The sequence below is a fragment of the Natronosalvus halobius genome (assembly GCF_024138145.1).
In the GTDB taxonomy this organism is placed as follows: domain Archaea; phylum Halobacteriota; class Halobacteria; order Halobacteriales; family Natrialbaceae; genus Natronosalvus; species Natronosalvus halobius.
In genome coordinates this window covers 453,330-467,522 of sequence record NZ_CP099997.1, presented here as the reverse complement: position 1 = coordinate 467,522, position 14,193 = coordinate 453,330, and the positions used below count along the sequence as shown (strand labels likewise).

Below are 14,193 nucleotides of genomic sequence, written 5' to 3'. Positions count from 1 at the left end.
TGACTTCTGTACGGTCGAACGACGACTGATCCCCAGTTCCGGGGTCAATCCCGTGCCGTCGTCGCTGTGAAGCGGAACCACTCAACGTGCAGCATCTCACCAGCACTATGCAACTCAGTCTCGAACTCGAATACTGGACCGTCGACGATACGGGTGCACTCGCACCTGCAACACCGGTGCTCGACCGCATCGACGATCTTCACGCCGAGAGCGCAGACCCAATGCTCGAGGTCGTCACCGATCCGTGCGATAGCATCCCCGAACTCCAGGAGGAGGTCGCGTTCAGACTCCAGGAAGCGATAGAAATCGGTCGAGAAGAAGGACGCCATCTCGTCCCGCTCGCCACCCCGCTCAACGCCGGTTCTCTCGGCACGAGCGATACGCCTCGGACGCGGATTCAGCGTCAGGTTCTCGGCAACGCGTTCGAGAAGGCCACCTATTGCGCCGGTACCCACCTGCACGTCGATCAGATCGAGGGGGCCGAAGTCGACCAGTTGAACCTCCTGACCGCACTGGATCCGGCGTTTGCGCTCGCCGGGAGTTCCACGTACCACCAGGGAGAGAACGTGGCTGCCTGTGCGCGCCCCCACGTCTACCGGCGGACGTGTTACGGCGACCATCCCCGGCTCGGCCGGTTGTGGCCCTACGCCAAGGACGTAGACGAGTGGAACGACCGGATCGACGCCACGTTCGACGGCTTTCGTCAACAGGCGATTGCCGAAGGCATCGACCAGGAGACGTTCGACGAGCACTTTACGCCAGAGGATACGATCTGGGCACCGGTTCGATTGCGCCAGGAATTCGACACGATCGAATGGCGTGCTCCGGACGTCGCACTCCCTGGACAGGTACTGCGACTCGCCGAAGACGTCCGAGATATCTTGAGCCTCGTCGAGAATAGGCGCGTGGAGATCGGAGGACGTGGCGACATTACGGGGTCAACCGTGTCGATACCCGAGTTCGATCGCGTGAAACAGCACGTGAGTAACGCCATCGATTACGGGCTCGAGGCGCCTGCTGTCGAGCGATACCTCGAGACGATGGGATTCGACCCCTCCGCCTATCGTCCGGTCTCGACGGATCTCGAGGATAGACCACGACTGTCCAGGACGCAAGCACAGCGACTTCGCCTTCGTTATGCCCACCGACTCGAACGGGAAGTCGACGCACTCGCCTCCGAGCAATCACCAGCGAGGCCTCCGGTTCTCCAGCCGGTCTGAGCCAGCGTTTTCACTCCGCCGGCAGTCCTCAAGCACACCTCAGTTCCCAATACTCTGGCATTTTTTGGGTGCACATCAGCATCCAATTCGACGCGGACGACTCTGTTATCGGCGATCGCTCTCGCACGCCCAACCCAGCGGCGTAGCGTTCAGCCGCTCGCAGCCGTCCTCCGTGACCACCACGAGGTCTTCGAGTCGAACGCCGAACTCGCTGTCGAGGTAGATTCCGGGCTCGACGCTGAAGACCATGCCCGGCTCGAGGGCCTGGTCGTTCCCCTCGACGACGTAGGGCGGTTCGTGGACCTCGAGGCCGACGCCGTGGCCGGTGCGATGAACGAAGGCGTCGCCGTAGCCTGCGTCGGTGATGATCTCGCGGGCGACGGCGTCGACCGACTCGGCCGTGACGCCGGGTTCGACGTGCTCGATCGCCGCCCGCTGGGCGCGGGCGACGGTCTCGTGCACCTCCCGGTACCCTTCGGGCGGATCGCTGGTGAAGACCAGCGTCCGGGTCTGGTCGCCGGGATAGCGGGCCTGGCCAGACTCCAGGTCCGCGTCGACGAACGCGCCGAAGTCGAGGACGACCGGATCACCCGCCTCGATGGAACGGTCCCCAGGCTGGTGGTGCGGACGCGCGCCATTCTCGCCCGCAGCCACGATGGTGTCGAACGCGGGACCGCGGCCACCCTCGGCCTCGAGCAATCGGTCGATTTCGTCGGCAAGGTCCCGTTCGGTTAGCCCGACGACCTCCTCGCCGCGTTCGCGGAGCGTCGTGGAGACACGGTCGGCGAGGTCGCCCGCTCGACGAAGGGCTGCCCGTTCGGTTCGGTCCTTTCGGAGGCGGAGGGGCTCGAGCACCTGGCTCGCGAGGTCGTACGTCGCGTCGGGAAACAGGCCGCGAACGTCCTGGGCGAAGGTCGTCCAGAGGCGGTCGTCGAGCAGGATCGTCTCGTCGGTCCCGGTTCCCGGCTCGAGACCGACGATTTCGAACGCGCTCGTGAGCGCCTCGACGGGGTCGTCGCCGTCGTCCCAGAGGACGATCCGATCGACGGGCGCAGCCTCGAGTTCCGCTCTGTACATCGCGGGCGCGACCACGACCGGCAGCCCGTCGCGGGGAACGATGGCCAGGAAGTGACGTTCGGACGGCGACTCCTCGACGCCCGTCAGGTACGTGAGCGCCGGTCCAGGCGAGGCGATCAGCGCACCGGCACCGCGGTCGGCGAGGCCTCGCTGGCACCGCCGTACTCGATCGGCGAACGGCTCGTTCATGGCTGACGATGCGGGGGAAGCCCCTTGAACGTTGCTCGAAGCGTCGATCGCCATTCGCTGGTCGCTGGTCACCAGTCGGCGCGAGCCCTGAGCGTCCGTGAATGTCCCCGCAGCGAGCCGGTTAGGGTGGTGTATATCAATGGCCTGTGACTGCAGGCCGCGAACGAAACAGCAGGGCAAACGAGGGATTTTCATAGATGCGATTTACGGAGCGAGTAGCGGTGGCGGAGTCGAATCAGGCGAACGATTTACGGAACGCCGGCCGGCGGGTCGTGACCGACGGCGGCGTCGATTTCGACGCCCCGGAATCGCTGCTCGTCGTCTCGAATCGGCAGCCGTACCGTCACGAGTGGACTGACGGGGGCGTCAGTGACGAGAACGGCAACGGCGATGACGACGGAAACGGCGACGAGAACGAGGACGGCAACGACCCAGGCGACCGCGACGTCACCGTCGACGAACCGACCGGCGGACTGACCGCCGGACTCGATCCCGTGATGCGAGCGATCGGCGGCACCTGGATCGCCTGGGGCGACGGCAGCGCCGACCGCGCGGTTACCGACGAAAACGACCGCGTCGACGTCCCACCCGGAAGCGACGATCAGTACACCCTGCGGCGGGTCTGGCTCTCGGACGAGGCCGTCGACGGCTACTACACGGGCTACAGCAACCGCGTCCTCTGGCCGCTCTGTCACGGCATGACCGAACTGGTCGAGTCTCGACCGAACGACCTCGAGTGGTATCGTCACGTGAACCGACAGTTTGCCGACGCCGTCCTCGAAGAGGCCACCGACGAGTCCGTAATCTGGCTCCAGGACTACCACCTCGGGCTCGCGCCGTCGATGATCCGGGCGGAGGCACCAGCGGGTGCGACGGTCGCTCAGTTCTGGCACATTCCGTGGCCTGACCCGTCGTCGTTCGCCGCCTGCCCCAACGCCCGCGAACTCCTCGTGGGGCTGCTCGGGACCGACGTGTTCGGCTTCCACATCGAGCGCTACGGGACGGCTTTCCTCGAGTGCGTCCAGGAGACGCTTCCGTCGGCGACGGTCGATTTCGGCGAGCGCACCGTCGAGTACGACGGCCACGAGACGCGAATCGTCGCGACGCCGATGGGCGTCGACGCGAGCAGCTACGAGGAACGGGCCCGAGAGATCGGGGCCGACAGGTGGGATTCCCTACGCGAGCGGTACGACATCCCCGACGGCTGTGCCGTCGGCCTGGGTGTCGACCGCCTCGATTACACCAAAGGGATTCCGGAGCGACTGGCCGCCCTCGAGCGCCTCTTCGAGGGGTACCCCGAGTGGCGCGAGTCGTTCACGTTCCTCCAGAAGGCGACGCCGAGTCGGACGGAGATTCCGAGCTACGATCGACTCGGACGGCAGGTTCGATCGACCGTCGACCGCATCAACGAACGCTTCGGTACCGACGACTGGCAGCCGGTCGTCTACACGGAGGACTTCCTGGACCGGGCCGACCTGACCACGCTCTACCGCGAGGCTGACCTCCTCGTCGTCAGCTCGGTCCGCGACGGGATGAATCTCGTCGCCCAGGAGTACGTCGCGTCCTCGGTCGACGGCGACGGCGCCCTCGTTCTCAGTGAGCACGCAGGAGCGGCCGACGCGCTCGGCTATCCGGCGTTCACGATCGACCCAGCGGACACCGATCGGTTCGCGCGAACGATCGCCGACGCGCTCGGGACCCCGAAGAGCGAGCGGACGACCCGGATGGCCGCCCTGCGAACCCACGTCTCCGATCACGACCTCGAGTGGTGGATGAGCAAGCAGTTCGCCCACATCGAGGCAGCCCGATTTCCAGCAGTCGACCGACGAGTGAACGACGTGTCACGATCCCTCTGAGTTCCCGATGTCCCTCCAGCAACGAACGACCCGAGACCTGCAGGAACGCCTCGCAACCGGACTCGACCGCCACGACGAACTGCTGGCGTGTTTCGACTTCGACGGCACGCTCGCCCCCATCGTCGATGACCCCACGCGGGCGCGACCGCTTCCGGCGGCCGAACGCGCCCTCGAGCGCCTCGATTCCCACGAGGACGTGACGACGGCAATCGTCAGCGGGCGCGCGCTCGCCGACGTCTCCCGGCGCGTCGACGGACCGTCGGTCTACGGCGGGAATCACGGCCTCGAACTCGCACGGGACGATTCGGTCGCCGTCCACCCCGTCGCACGGAAGCGGTCACGCCTGGTCGAACAGTGCTGTGACGTCCTCGAGGACCGCCTCCAGGACGTCTCCGGTTGTCGCGTCGAGAACAAACGCCTCACCGGGACGGTCCACGTTCGCCACGTGTCGCGGGAGCTGGTCCCGGTCGTCGAACAGGAGACGCGAGCGGTCGTCGATCGGGTCGGGAACGGCGACCTGGAGTGCAGCCACGGCAAGGCCATCCTCGAGTTCGGCCCGCAGGTTCCCTGGACGAAAGGCGACGCCGTCTCCTTGCTCCGGTCGAGGCGGGCGCGGGATCCGTTTGTCCTGTACGTCGGCGACGACGTGACCGACGAGACGGTCTTTCGTCGCCTCAGTTCGGACGGACTGGGCGTCGCCGTCGGACGAGCGACGGAGACGGCCGCCTCGTGTCAGGTTCGATCGCCTCGAGCCGTGGCACACCTCCTGGACTGGCTCGTCGACGCTACGGCTGGGCGGTTCGAGTGACGACTGAGGGTCGCCGTCGCAGAGGCAATTGGAGATCGACGTCCTGGGAACACTCAGACATCGACGTCCCGGGACACTCAGCAATCGACGTCCCGGGACACTCAGCAATCGACCTTGCAGTGACTACCGCAGATTGACGCCACCCTTGTATTCGCGCAACGTCGACTCCGCGCAGAGGGAAAACCGGTGGGTGAGCTTTCGATCCGGGTACGGCGGTGGCGCGTACTCGTAGCCACAACGGGATCTCTCGGAGTCGAACGACGAGTCCCACGCGTAGGCGCTCATCATCGGCGTCGACACGGTCGCTTCGTTGGCGACGTACGTCCGCCCGTGTTCGTGGCGGAGTCCAAGCGTGTGGCCGACTTCGTGGATCACGACCTGGACGGTGAGGTTGGGTCGCGAGTACGGGAGTTCGACCCCTTCCTGGCTCGGCGGTTCGAGTTCGGCGATATGACGCGCCCCACCGACCGAGGCGACGTGTGGAATCGCGTAGCCCGTCGGCGACGTGTGCATCGGTCCGTCGGTGACCAGCAGGTTGACGTCCTTCGCGGCGTCGATCGAACCGATCCCCGTCGCTCCTGATCCGACAGCAAGGGGCCACTGCCCCGACCGGACTGGATGGGCACCGTCCTCGGAATCGACGGGAACGACGCCGCCGAAGGAGACGTCGACTTTCCAGAACTCGTACTCGAGCGCGGCCTCGAGGTGGGCCACGAGCAGGTCGGCGATATCGTACGTCGAGGCCTGCTCGGTCAGCCAGAATCGTACCTCGATCTCGGTCGCCGGCTCGCGCGTCGCGTACCTGAGCGTTCCCAGCGTACCCAGCGATCCGACCCCAGCGAGAAACGACCGGCGCTTCACGATCGGAGGGTCGAACGAAACCATCTAGAAACCTGGTATTCACATCGCCATCCATTAAGTGTGTGACACCGAACCAGACCCACTCGCCCGCGACGACGTTACTGTCGCGTATCGATCGCTCGCGTCTTCACCCGTCGTCGACCCGTCGTTACCCTGATCTCGAGCCAGTCGGGCAAGTCGCTGGTGGCGACCGGCGTCAACGACAGGAGTGCGTCACCGTCGGCGACCAGCCGTCGACCGGATCGGTGGCGGAGACAGGGCTCCCACGTGCCCGAGCGGTGCTTCTCGAGGACGTCCCAGCTGGTGTAAAATCGCCCGTCAGACCCCAAGTACACGGTTCCGAACCGACCGCCGCCGACACCATCGTTCCCGTCGCGCTCGCTTCCCATCGTTGTCCGACTCGAGAGTTGGCTACCAGTCGTATTCAGTTACGGGTGAATATACGGTTCGTTTATCAGTCTCGATAGACGACTGGTCTCGACGGTGTCCGGTTCCAGGCCGTGTCGAACCGAACCGTCTGTACAAGGGACGTTGCTGCCAGGCGACGCTGCCGAGCGGAGGACGAAGGCCACTTCCGAGCGGAGTCTAAGCCGTGAGGCTCTCGTTCGGGTCGTACAAAATTGCGATCCTGGACGAACTGCCATCGCCCCACCGACCGCCAACTACGATCACCCCCGGTTAAGTATCCCGCGAACGCCTTTTCGCCCATGAACGACACGCGACGCGCCGTCCTCGAGGCGCTGGCCGACGGCCCCGTGTCGGGGCCGGGCCTCGCCGCAGAACTCGAGTGCTCCCGTGCGGCCGTCTGGAAACACGTCGAGGCGCTCCGGGACGCCGGCTTCGACGTCGAGAGCACCGGATCGGGCTACGTCCTGGGTGGGGATTCGATCGACGCGTACTCCGGGCCGGCGATCGAGTACGGCCTCGAGGCGCCCTTCGAGGTCGAGTACCACGAGACGCTCGCCAGCACGAACGACCGCGCACGCGAATTGGCCGGGAACGGCGAGGCCGACGTCGCCGTAATCGCCGACGAGCAGACCGGCGGCCGCGGGCGACTCGACCGACCCTGGGTCGGTCCCCGGGGCGGCGTCTGGCTCAGTATCCTCTGTCGACCCGAGATCCCGCCCGCTCGCGCGCCCCTCTACACCCTCGCGGCCGCGGTCGCCACGGCCAGGGCTGCTCGAGAGGCGGGCGTCGACGCAGCGATCAAGTGGCCCAACGACGTGATCGTGCCGGGCGACGGGGACGACTACCGCAAGCTTGCGGGCATTCTGACGGAGATGGAGGGTGAGACCGACCGCGTCGCGTGGCTCGTCGTCGGCATCGGCATCAATGCCAACCTCGAGGCCGTCGACCTGCCCGAGGTAGCGACGAGCATCAGCGACGAAGCGGAGGCCGTCGACCGACGTCGGTTCGTCCAGCGGGTGCTCGAGGCCTTCGACGAGTACCGGTCGAACCTGGACGCGGTGATCCCCGCCTGGCGTGAACTCGCGGCGACGCCCGGCCAGCGCGTTCGGGTCGCGGTCGCCGGAACCGAACTCGTCGGTCGAGCCGTCGACGTCGACGAGCACGGCGCGCTCAAGATTGCGACCGACGAGGGCGAACGGACGGTGACGACGGGCGACTGCGAGCACCTTCGCCCGGTCGAGTAATTGGCGTCGAACGGGTTACTCGACGGTCGCCTGGGCGTTCTGCACCCCCTCGGGTTCGTCGTCGTGGTCGCCGTCGACGCGAACGGTCAGGACCGGGACGCCAGCCCGCCTGACGACGCGTTCGGTGACGCTTCCCAGGAGGAGGCGGTCGATGCCGCCGCGGCCGTGGGTCCCCATGACGACGAGGTCGCACTTCTCCGGTTGGGCTTCGGCGACGATCACCCGGCTGGGCGATCCCTCGAGTACCTGCGTCTCGACGATCACGTCGTCGGGCGCGAGTTCGACGACTCGTTCGACGGCTGCTTCCCCCTCCTCCCGGAGTGCGTCGGTGATCCCGTCCCACGCGGTCTCCATCGGCAGCCCGCCATAGTTCGCCGCGTTGACCACGTAGATCGCGCGCACCGTCGCGTCGTGGAGTCGGGCGAGGTCGATGGCGTACTCGACTGCACGCTCGCCCTCGACCGAGCCGTCGGTCGGGACGAGGATACACTCGTACATGTGTTATCGTGGTACATACTCGCCCGACGGATAAGTACGTTGCTGTGGATTGGGATGTGAAGAATTATAATCTAGTGGTACCACTAGGTTATCGATGGTGGAGACGCAACTACAGGCCGCCCGGAGGGGGACGGTCACCGACGCGATGGCAAGAGTCGCAGCGCGAGAACAGCGCGACCCGGAAGTCGTTCGGAAGGCGGTCGCCGACGGTCGCGCCGTTATTCCAGCGAACGTCGGTCACGACGCGCTCGATCCGATGATCATCGGCCGCTCGTTCGCGACCAAGGTCAACGCCAACATCGGCAACAGCGAGACGACGAGCGACGTCGAGACCGAACTCGAGAAGCTTCACACGGCCGTGCACTACGGCGCCGATACCGTGATGGATCTCAGCACGGGCGGCGACCTCGATCGCATTCGGACGGCAAATATCGAGCACTCGCCCGTGCCGATCGGGACGGTTCCCCTATACGAGTCGGTCAAACGCGCCGGTTCGCCCGAAGACCTGACGACCGAGTTGCTGCTCGAGGTGATCGAAAAGCAGGCTCGACAGGGCGTCGATTACATGACGATTCACGCGGGAATCCTCCTCGAGCACCTGCCGTTGACGGAGGGACGAACGACCGGGATCGTCTCGCGAGGAGGCTCGATCCTCGCGAAGTGGATGGAAACCCACGGGGAACAGAATCCGCTCTATCAGGTCTACGACGACATCTGTGCCATCTTCGAGGAGTACGACGTGACGTTCAGCCTCGGAGACAGCCTCCGCCCGGGATCCCTGGCCGACGCCTGCGACGAGGCGCAGTACGCCGAGCTCGACACGCTGGGACACCTGACGCGGCGGGCCTGGGATCAGGGCGTCCAGGTCATGGTCGAGGGGCCAGGCCACGTCCCAATGGACCGAATCGCCGAAAACGTCGAGCGCCAGCAGGACGTCTGCGATGGCGCGCCGTTTTACGTCCTCGGGCCGCTGGTCACCGACATCGCGCCGGGATACGACCACATCACGAGCGCCATCGGGGCGGCAATGGCGGCCAGAGCCGGGGCCGCGATGCTCTGTTACGTCACGCCAAAAGAACACCTCGGGCTCCCGGAGAAAGACGACGTCCGAGACGGACTTGCAGCCTACCGAATCGCTGCCCACGCCGCCGACGTCGCGAACGGCCGCCCCGGGGCTCGAGACTGGGACGATGCCCTCTCGGAAGCCCGGTACGCGTTCGACTGGTCGGTCCAGTTCGACCTCGCCCTCGATCCCGAGCGCGCCCGGTCGTTCCACGACCAGACGCTCCCTGGTGACAACTACAAGGAGGCTCGTTTCTGTTCGATGTGCGGTGTCGAGTTCTGTTCGATGCGCATCGACCAGGATACCCGCGAGGAGGGGGAGCTAGGTCGGCTGACGGCACGGACGGATCTCGAGACCTCGCCGGCCGCTTCAGTCAACCTGCCGCCAGTTGGCGTCCACAACGAGGGTGAGGTTGTAACCGACGAGACGGGCGTCGAGAGAGACCGCGATCCGAATGTCGACGCGACCACCGATTCGCGCTGACGCGCGTGCTTTCGGACACGGACACCCTGAATACGACCGCCTTCGGACACGAGCGCCCTGAATACGACCGCCTTCGGACACGAGTGCCCTCGAGCCATCGACCGATGCGTCCACCTCTTCGCGAGGGTCAACCAATGACGTCTATCTTTTCGTGAGATCCGGCCGTCGGTGGATTCATTTGGCTGTCAGCCGTCGCCGCCAGCATGGAGACGAGACGCATACTGCAGGTCGACGCGTTCACCGACGAACCGCTAGCCGGCAACCCCGCCGGCGTCGTCCCGAACGCGAACGACCTCTCGGAGACGCAGATGCAGGCCATCGCCAACGAGATGGCCGTCAGCGAGACGGCGTTCCTCCTCGAGAGCGACGACGCCGACCGTCGAATCCGCTACTTTACCCCCACCCAGGAGGTCGACCTCTGCGGGCACGCGACCATCGCCAGCTTCGCCTGGCTCGCCGAACACGGCGACATCGAGCCCGGAACTTCGACCCTCGAGGCGAACGTGGGGGTCCTCGAGATCGACGTCGAAGCCGACGGCACCGTCTGGATGACCCAGGACGCCCCAACGATTCGCGAGGTCGACCTCGAGTACGGGGACGTCGCCGACGCGCTGGGCGTCAACCAGGCTGGGCTCGAGGGCGTCTCCGCGGACCTCCCGCTGGCGGTCTCTTCGACCGGCCTCCCGTTCCTGCAGGTCCCGATCACCTACCTCTCGGACGTGGGCGGGGCCGAGCCGGACGCGAACGCCGTGGCGACGCTCGCCGACCGCGTCGGCGCCGCGGGCGTCTACCTGTTCACGTTCGACGCGCTCGAGGCCGAGTCGACCCTCCACGGCCGAGCGTTCGCCCCGGGGGCCGGCGTCCCGGAGGATCCCGTGACCGGCACCGCGAGCGGCGCCTGCGGCGCTTACCTCGAGCACTTCGGCGCGTTCGACGACTTCCCTGAGGAACTACGTCTCGAGCAGGGTCACTACGTCGACCGGCCCGGACTCGTTCGCGTCCGCGTCGGCGACCAGGTGCAGGTCGGCGGCCGAGCGGTGACCGTCCTGGACGGCTCGTTGCAGGTTCCCGAGGCCGAGGCGGACGACATCCTCGAGGCCTGATCGTCGATCCGAGACGGAGGGGACCCTCGAGGCCAGACTGTCGGTCCAGGACGTGGCGAGGCGAACGCCCGTGAAGAGAGGGCCGTCAGGGCAGCGGATCGGATCCCTGGTTCGAGTTCGAGTCCGCGTCGCCGCGCTCACGGTCGTTCGAGTGGGTCGACCCCGATCCGGTCGAATCGGGCCGTCCCGTGGCGGTCGACGAATCCGATTCCGACCGAGAACGCGAGGTCGTTCCCTCGTTCGTTCGAGAGCCCTCGCGGTCGAGCGGACGACGCCCCGCGGCACCGTCGGTCGAAGAACCGGACTCGAGCGCCGACGGTTCGTCGCTCACGCCGGTCTCGAGTGCCGTCCCCTCGTCGAAACTCGCGGCGTGTTCCTCGCGCTTGAGTTCCTGGACGCTCCGGCGCGTCTCCGCGATGTCCTCCTCGAGGTCCGTCAGCCGGCCGTCGAGGCCCTGCAGAATGTCGCTCTTGAGGGTCTGTCGATCGAACTGGCGGGCGGCCTCCTCGCCCGCGGCCACTGGTACGGTGTACAGGAGCGCGAACGTTCGACCGAACTGCCAGATGGCGATCCCGAGAAGTACGAGGATCACGGTGATCACCGGACTCGTCACCTCGAGCGCCTCCCCCGGACTGGTCGGATCCGAGAACAACGCGCCGATCGATCCCGACAGGCCGACGGTGAGGCCGAGAGCGACGAGAACGAGCCCGCCGACCAGCGAGCCAGTCACGATAGCCCGATACTGGAGCGTCCGCGTGAGTACCTTCGCAAGGTCCATACGCGAGAGACTCTCACTCGAGCGGTATAGTCACTTCGGGACTTCATCGGAGCGGGACGTGTTTACCCAGTAATGAAGATCGCTTATGAACCCACGAATACCGCTCTATACGCGCATTCGCGGGAGAATCGGCCGGTTCCGCCCGTTCGACCGAACTCACCACCGTTCGAGAAGTTCATTCGGTTTCGAGTTGGAAATTGTAAGCATTGTTCGCAACCTTCTTTATTCGATGCGGTGTCCACGAAGACACAGATGGCAGTACTCTGGCTGGACGAGATCAGCGCCGACGACATCGAGACCGTCGGCGGCAAAGGAGCCTCCCTCGGGGAACTCACGGATGCTGGGTTGCCCGTCCCACCCGGGTTCGTCGTCACCGCCGGGACCTATCGACGCTTCATCGAGGACGCCGGCATCGACGAGGAACTGTTCGAGGTCGTCGACGTCGACGTCGAGGACTCGGCCGCGCTCGCGAGCGCGGCCGACGGCGCCCAGGACCTCATCCTCGAGACGCCGTTTCCCGACGAACTTCGCGAGGAAATCCTCGAATCCTACCGCGAGATTGAGGGTGACGAAGAAGCCTTCGTCGCCGTTCGCTCGTCGGCGACGGCCGAGGACCTCCCGGACGCCTCCTTCGCCGGACAACAGGAGACGTTCCTGAACATCACCGAGGACGACCTGCTCGACCGCGTCCGCCGGTGCTGGGCCTCGCTGTTCACTCAGCGGGCAATCTACTACCGACAGGAGCAGGGCTTCGACCACTCCGTCGTCAACATCGCCGTCGTCGTCCAGCAGATGGTCGACGCCGAGACCTCGGGCGTCATGTTCACGAGTCACCCCTCGACCGGCGACCCCACCATGATCATCGAGGCTGCCTGGGGACTGGGCGAGGCCGTCGTCTCCGGGGCCGTCTCCCCGGACAACTACGTCGTCTCCCGCGAGGACGGCTCGATCGACGTCACCGTCGCCGAGAAGAAAGTGATGCACGTCAAGGACGAGGAGACGGGCGAAACCGTCGAGCGCGAGGTAGACGAGGACCGTCGGAACGCACGGGTGCTCTCCGATCGCGACCTCGAGCAACTGGTCGAACTCGGCGAACGCGTCGAATCGCACTACGACACGCCCCAGGACGTCGAGTGGGCGATGGTCGATGGCGTCATCTACATGCTCCAGTCACGGCCGATCACGACCATCGACGGCGGGTTCGACCCCGACGTCGAAACCTCGGGGCTCGACCAGGCCGGAATCGAGGCGGACGCGGCGACCGGCATCACCGACGGCAGTGGCTCCCAGGCAATCGCCGGCGGCAAATCCGGCGACTCGGGACCGAAAAGCGGCGAGGTCATCGTCGACGGCCTCGGGTCGAGCCCCGGCACCGCCAGCGGCGCCGTCCGGATCGTCCGCAAACTCGACGAACTCGACAAGGTCGAATCGGGCGACATCATTGTCACCGAGATGACCACGCCCGACATGGTGCCGGCGATGAAACGCGCCTCCGGCATCGTCACCGACGAGGGCGGCATGACCAGCCACGCCGCCATCGTCTCGCGAGAACTCGGCGTCCCCGCCATCGTCGGCACCCAGAACGCGAGTACTGTCCTGGAGGACGGACAAATCGTCACCCTCGACGGCGACAAGGGAACGGTCCTCGAGGGGGCGAGCGAGCGCGAGGACGATCGCGAACCCGTCGAGGAGGTCCGGCCACAGTCGCCGGTCAAGCCGATGACGGCCACGGAGGTCAAGGTCAACGTCTCGATTCCGGAGGCTGCCAACCGGGCGGCCGCCACCGGTGCCGACGGCGTCGGCCTGCTGCGCATCGAGCACATGATTCTCTCGCTCGGCAAGACACCCGCGAAGTACATCGAGGACAACGGCGAGAACGCCTACGTCGGCGAACTCATCGAAGGCATCCGGACGGTCGCCGACGAGTTCTACCCGCGCCCCGTCCGCGTTCGCACCCTCGACGCCCCAACTGACGAGTTCCGTGAACTCGAAGGTGGCGAGGGCGAACCCGCCGAGCACAACCCGATGCTCGGCTACCGCGGCATCCGTCGCAGCCTCGACCGCCCGGACGTCTTCGCCTACGAACTCGAGGCGTTCCGCCGCCTGTTCGAGATGGGCTACGACAACGTCGAGATCATGTTCCCGCTGGTCAACGACGCCGGGGACGTCTTCCAGGCCAAGCGGCTCATGCAAGAGGCAGGCATCGACCCCGAGAAGCGCAAATGGGGCGTGATGATCGAGACGCCAGCCTCGGCGCTCTCGGTCGGCGATATGGCCGAGACGGGCATCGACTTCGCCTCCTTCGGGACGAACGACCTCACCCAGTACACCCTCGCGGTCGACCGGAACAACGAGAACGTCGCCGACCGGTTCAACGAACTCCACCCGGCCGTCTTGCGCCTGATCGGCGACGTGATCGAGACCTGCCGCGAACACGACATCGATACGAGCATCTGCGGCCAGGCGGGCTCGAAACCCGAGATGGTCCGGTTCCTCGTCAACGAGGGCGTCAGCTCGATTTCGGCGAACATCGACGCCGTCCGCGATGTGCAACACGAGGTCAAGCGCGTGGAACAGAAGCTGTTGCTCGAGTCCGTACGCTAAA

General features: G+C 66.0%; 12 protein-coding genes. 7 read left to right on the top strand and 5 right to left on the bottom strand.

The window, feature by feature from the left end; translation table 11 throughout:
- Nucleotides 1–107: 107 nt before the first annotated feature.
- Entirely contained in the window at nucleotides 108–1,220 is a 1,113-nt protein-coding gene (locus tag NGM15_RS02250; RefSeq protein ID WP_253434727.1) for a glutamate-cysteine ligase family protein, read from the top strand.
- Between the two features lie 105 nt (nucleotides 1,221–1,325).
- On the opposite strand, the gene NGM15_RS02245 is transcribed toward NGM15_RS02250, so the two are convergent.
- Nucleotides 1,326–2,486: an aminopeptidase P family protein gene (locus tag NGM15_RS02245; RefSeq protein WP_253434724.1), complete on the bottom strand. Its 1,161-nt coding sequence runs from the start codon at nucleotides 2,484–2,486 to the stop codon at nucleotides 1,326–1,328.
- A 197-nt stretch (nucleotides 2,487–2,683) separates the two neighbouring features.
- Here NGM15_RS02245 and NGM15_RS02240 point away from each other — a divergent pair, with 197 nt between their 5' ends.
- Complete coding sequence (locus NGM15_RS02240; RefSeq protein ID WP_253434722.1) at nucleotides 2,684–4,342, top strand: alpha,alpha-trehalose-phosphate synthase (UDP-forming); 1,659 nt, start codon at nucleotides 2,684–2,686, stop codon at nucleotides 4,340–4,342.
- A 7-nt stretch (nucleotides 4,343–4,349) separates the two neighbouring features.
- On the top strand, nucleotides 4,350–5,150 hold the full coding sequence (otsB, locus tag NGM15_RS02235; RefSeq protein WP_253434720.1) for a trehalose-phosphatase: 801 nt from the start codon (nucleotides 4,350–4,352) through the stop codon (nucleotides 5,148–5,150).
- Between the two features lie 123 nt (nucleotides 5,151–5,273).
- On the opposite strand, the gene NGM15_RS02230 is transcribed toward otsB, so the two are convergent.
- Both NGM15_RS02230 and NGM15_RS02225 read right to left on the bottom strand, forming a co-directional pair.
- Nucleotides 5,274–6,035, bottom strand: coding sequence for a zinc metalloprotease (locus NGM15_RS02230; RefSeq protein WP_253434718.1), 762 nt, complete (start codon nucleotides 6,033–6,035; stop codon nucleotides 5,274–5,276).
- A 74-nt stretch (nucleotides 6,036–6,109) separates the two neighbouring features.
- Nucleotides 6,110–6,400, bottom strand: coding sequence for a hypothetical protein (locus tag NGM15_RS02225; protein WP_253434716.1), 291 nt, complete (start codon nucleotides 6,398–6,400; stop codon nucleotides 6,110–6,112).
- Nucleotides 6,401–6,718: 318 nt separating this feature from the next.
- Between NGM15_RS02225 and NGM15_RS02220 the strand changes: the two genes are divergently transcribed.
- On the top strand, nucleotides 6,719–7,663 hold the full coding sequence (locus tag NGM15_RS02220) for a biotin--[acetyl-CoA-carboxylase] ligase (RefSeq protein ID WP_253434714.1): 945 nt from the start codon (nucleotides 6,719–6,721) through the stop codon (nucleotides 7,661–7,663).
- A gap of 15 nt (nucleotides 7,664–7,678) precedes the next feature.
- Here the strand turns inward: NGM15_RS02220 and NGM15_RS02215 are convergent, their stop codons facing one another.
- Nucleotides 7,679–8,161, bottom strand: a complete 483-nt coding sequence (locus tag NGM15_RS02215) for a universal stress protein (RefSeq protein WP_253434712.1) — start codon at nucleotides 8,159–8,161, stop codon at nucleotides 7,679–7,681.
- Nucleotides 8,162–8,255: 94 nt separating this feature from the next.
- Here NGM15_RS02215 and thiC point away from each other — a divergent pair, with 94 nt between their 5' ends.
- Both thiC and NGM15_RS02205 read left to right on the top strand, forming a co-directional pair.
- Complete coding sequence (gene thiC / locus NGM15_RS02210; RefSeq protein WP_253434710.1) at nucleotides 8,256–9,707, top strand: phosphomethylpyrimidine synthase ThiC; 1,452 nt, start codon at nucleotides 8,256–8,258, stop codon at nucleotides 9,705–9,707.
- Nucleotides 9,708–9,910: 203 nt separating this feature from the next.
- Nucleotides 9,911–10,810 carry a PhzF family phenazine biosynthesis protein gene (locus NGM15_RS02205; protein ID WP_253434707.1) on the top strand — a complete coding sequence of 300 codons (900 nt, stop codon included), beginning with the start codon at nucleotides 9,911–9,913 and terminating at the stop codon, nucleotides 10,808–10,810.
- An 85-nt stretch (nucleotides 10,811–10,895) separates the two neighbouring features.
- Here the strand turns inward: NGM15_RS02205 and NGM15_RS02200 are convergent, their stop codons facing one another.
- Entirely contained in the window at nucleotides 10,896–11,588 is a 693-nt protein-coding gene (locus NGM15_RS02200) for a hypothetical protein (protein WP_253434704.1), read from the bottom strand.
- Between the two features lie 252 nt (nucleotides 11,589–11,840).
- Here NGM15_RS02200 and ppsA point away from each other — a divergent pair, with 252 nt between their 5' ends.
- On the top strand, nucleotides 11,841–14,192 hold the full coding sequence (ppsA, locus tag NGM15_RS02195) for a phosphoenolpyruvate synthase (RefSeq protein WP_253434701.1): 2,352 nt from the start codon (nucleotides 11,841–11,843) through the stop codon (nucleotides 14,190–14,192).
- The last annotated feature ends 1 nt before the right edge of the window (nucleotide 14,193 follow it).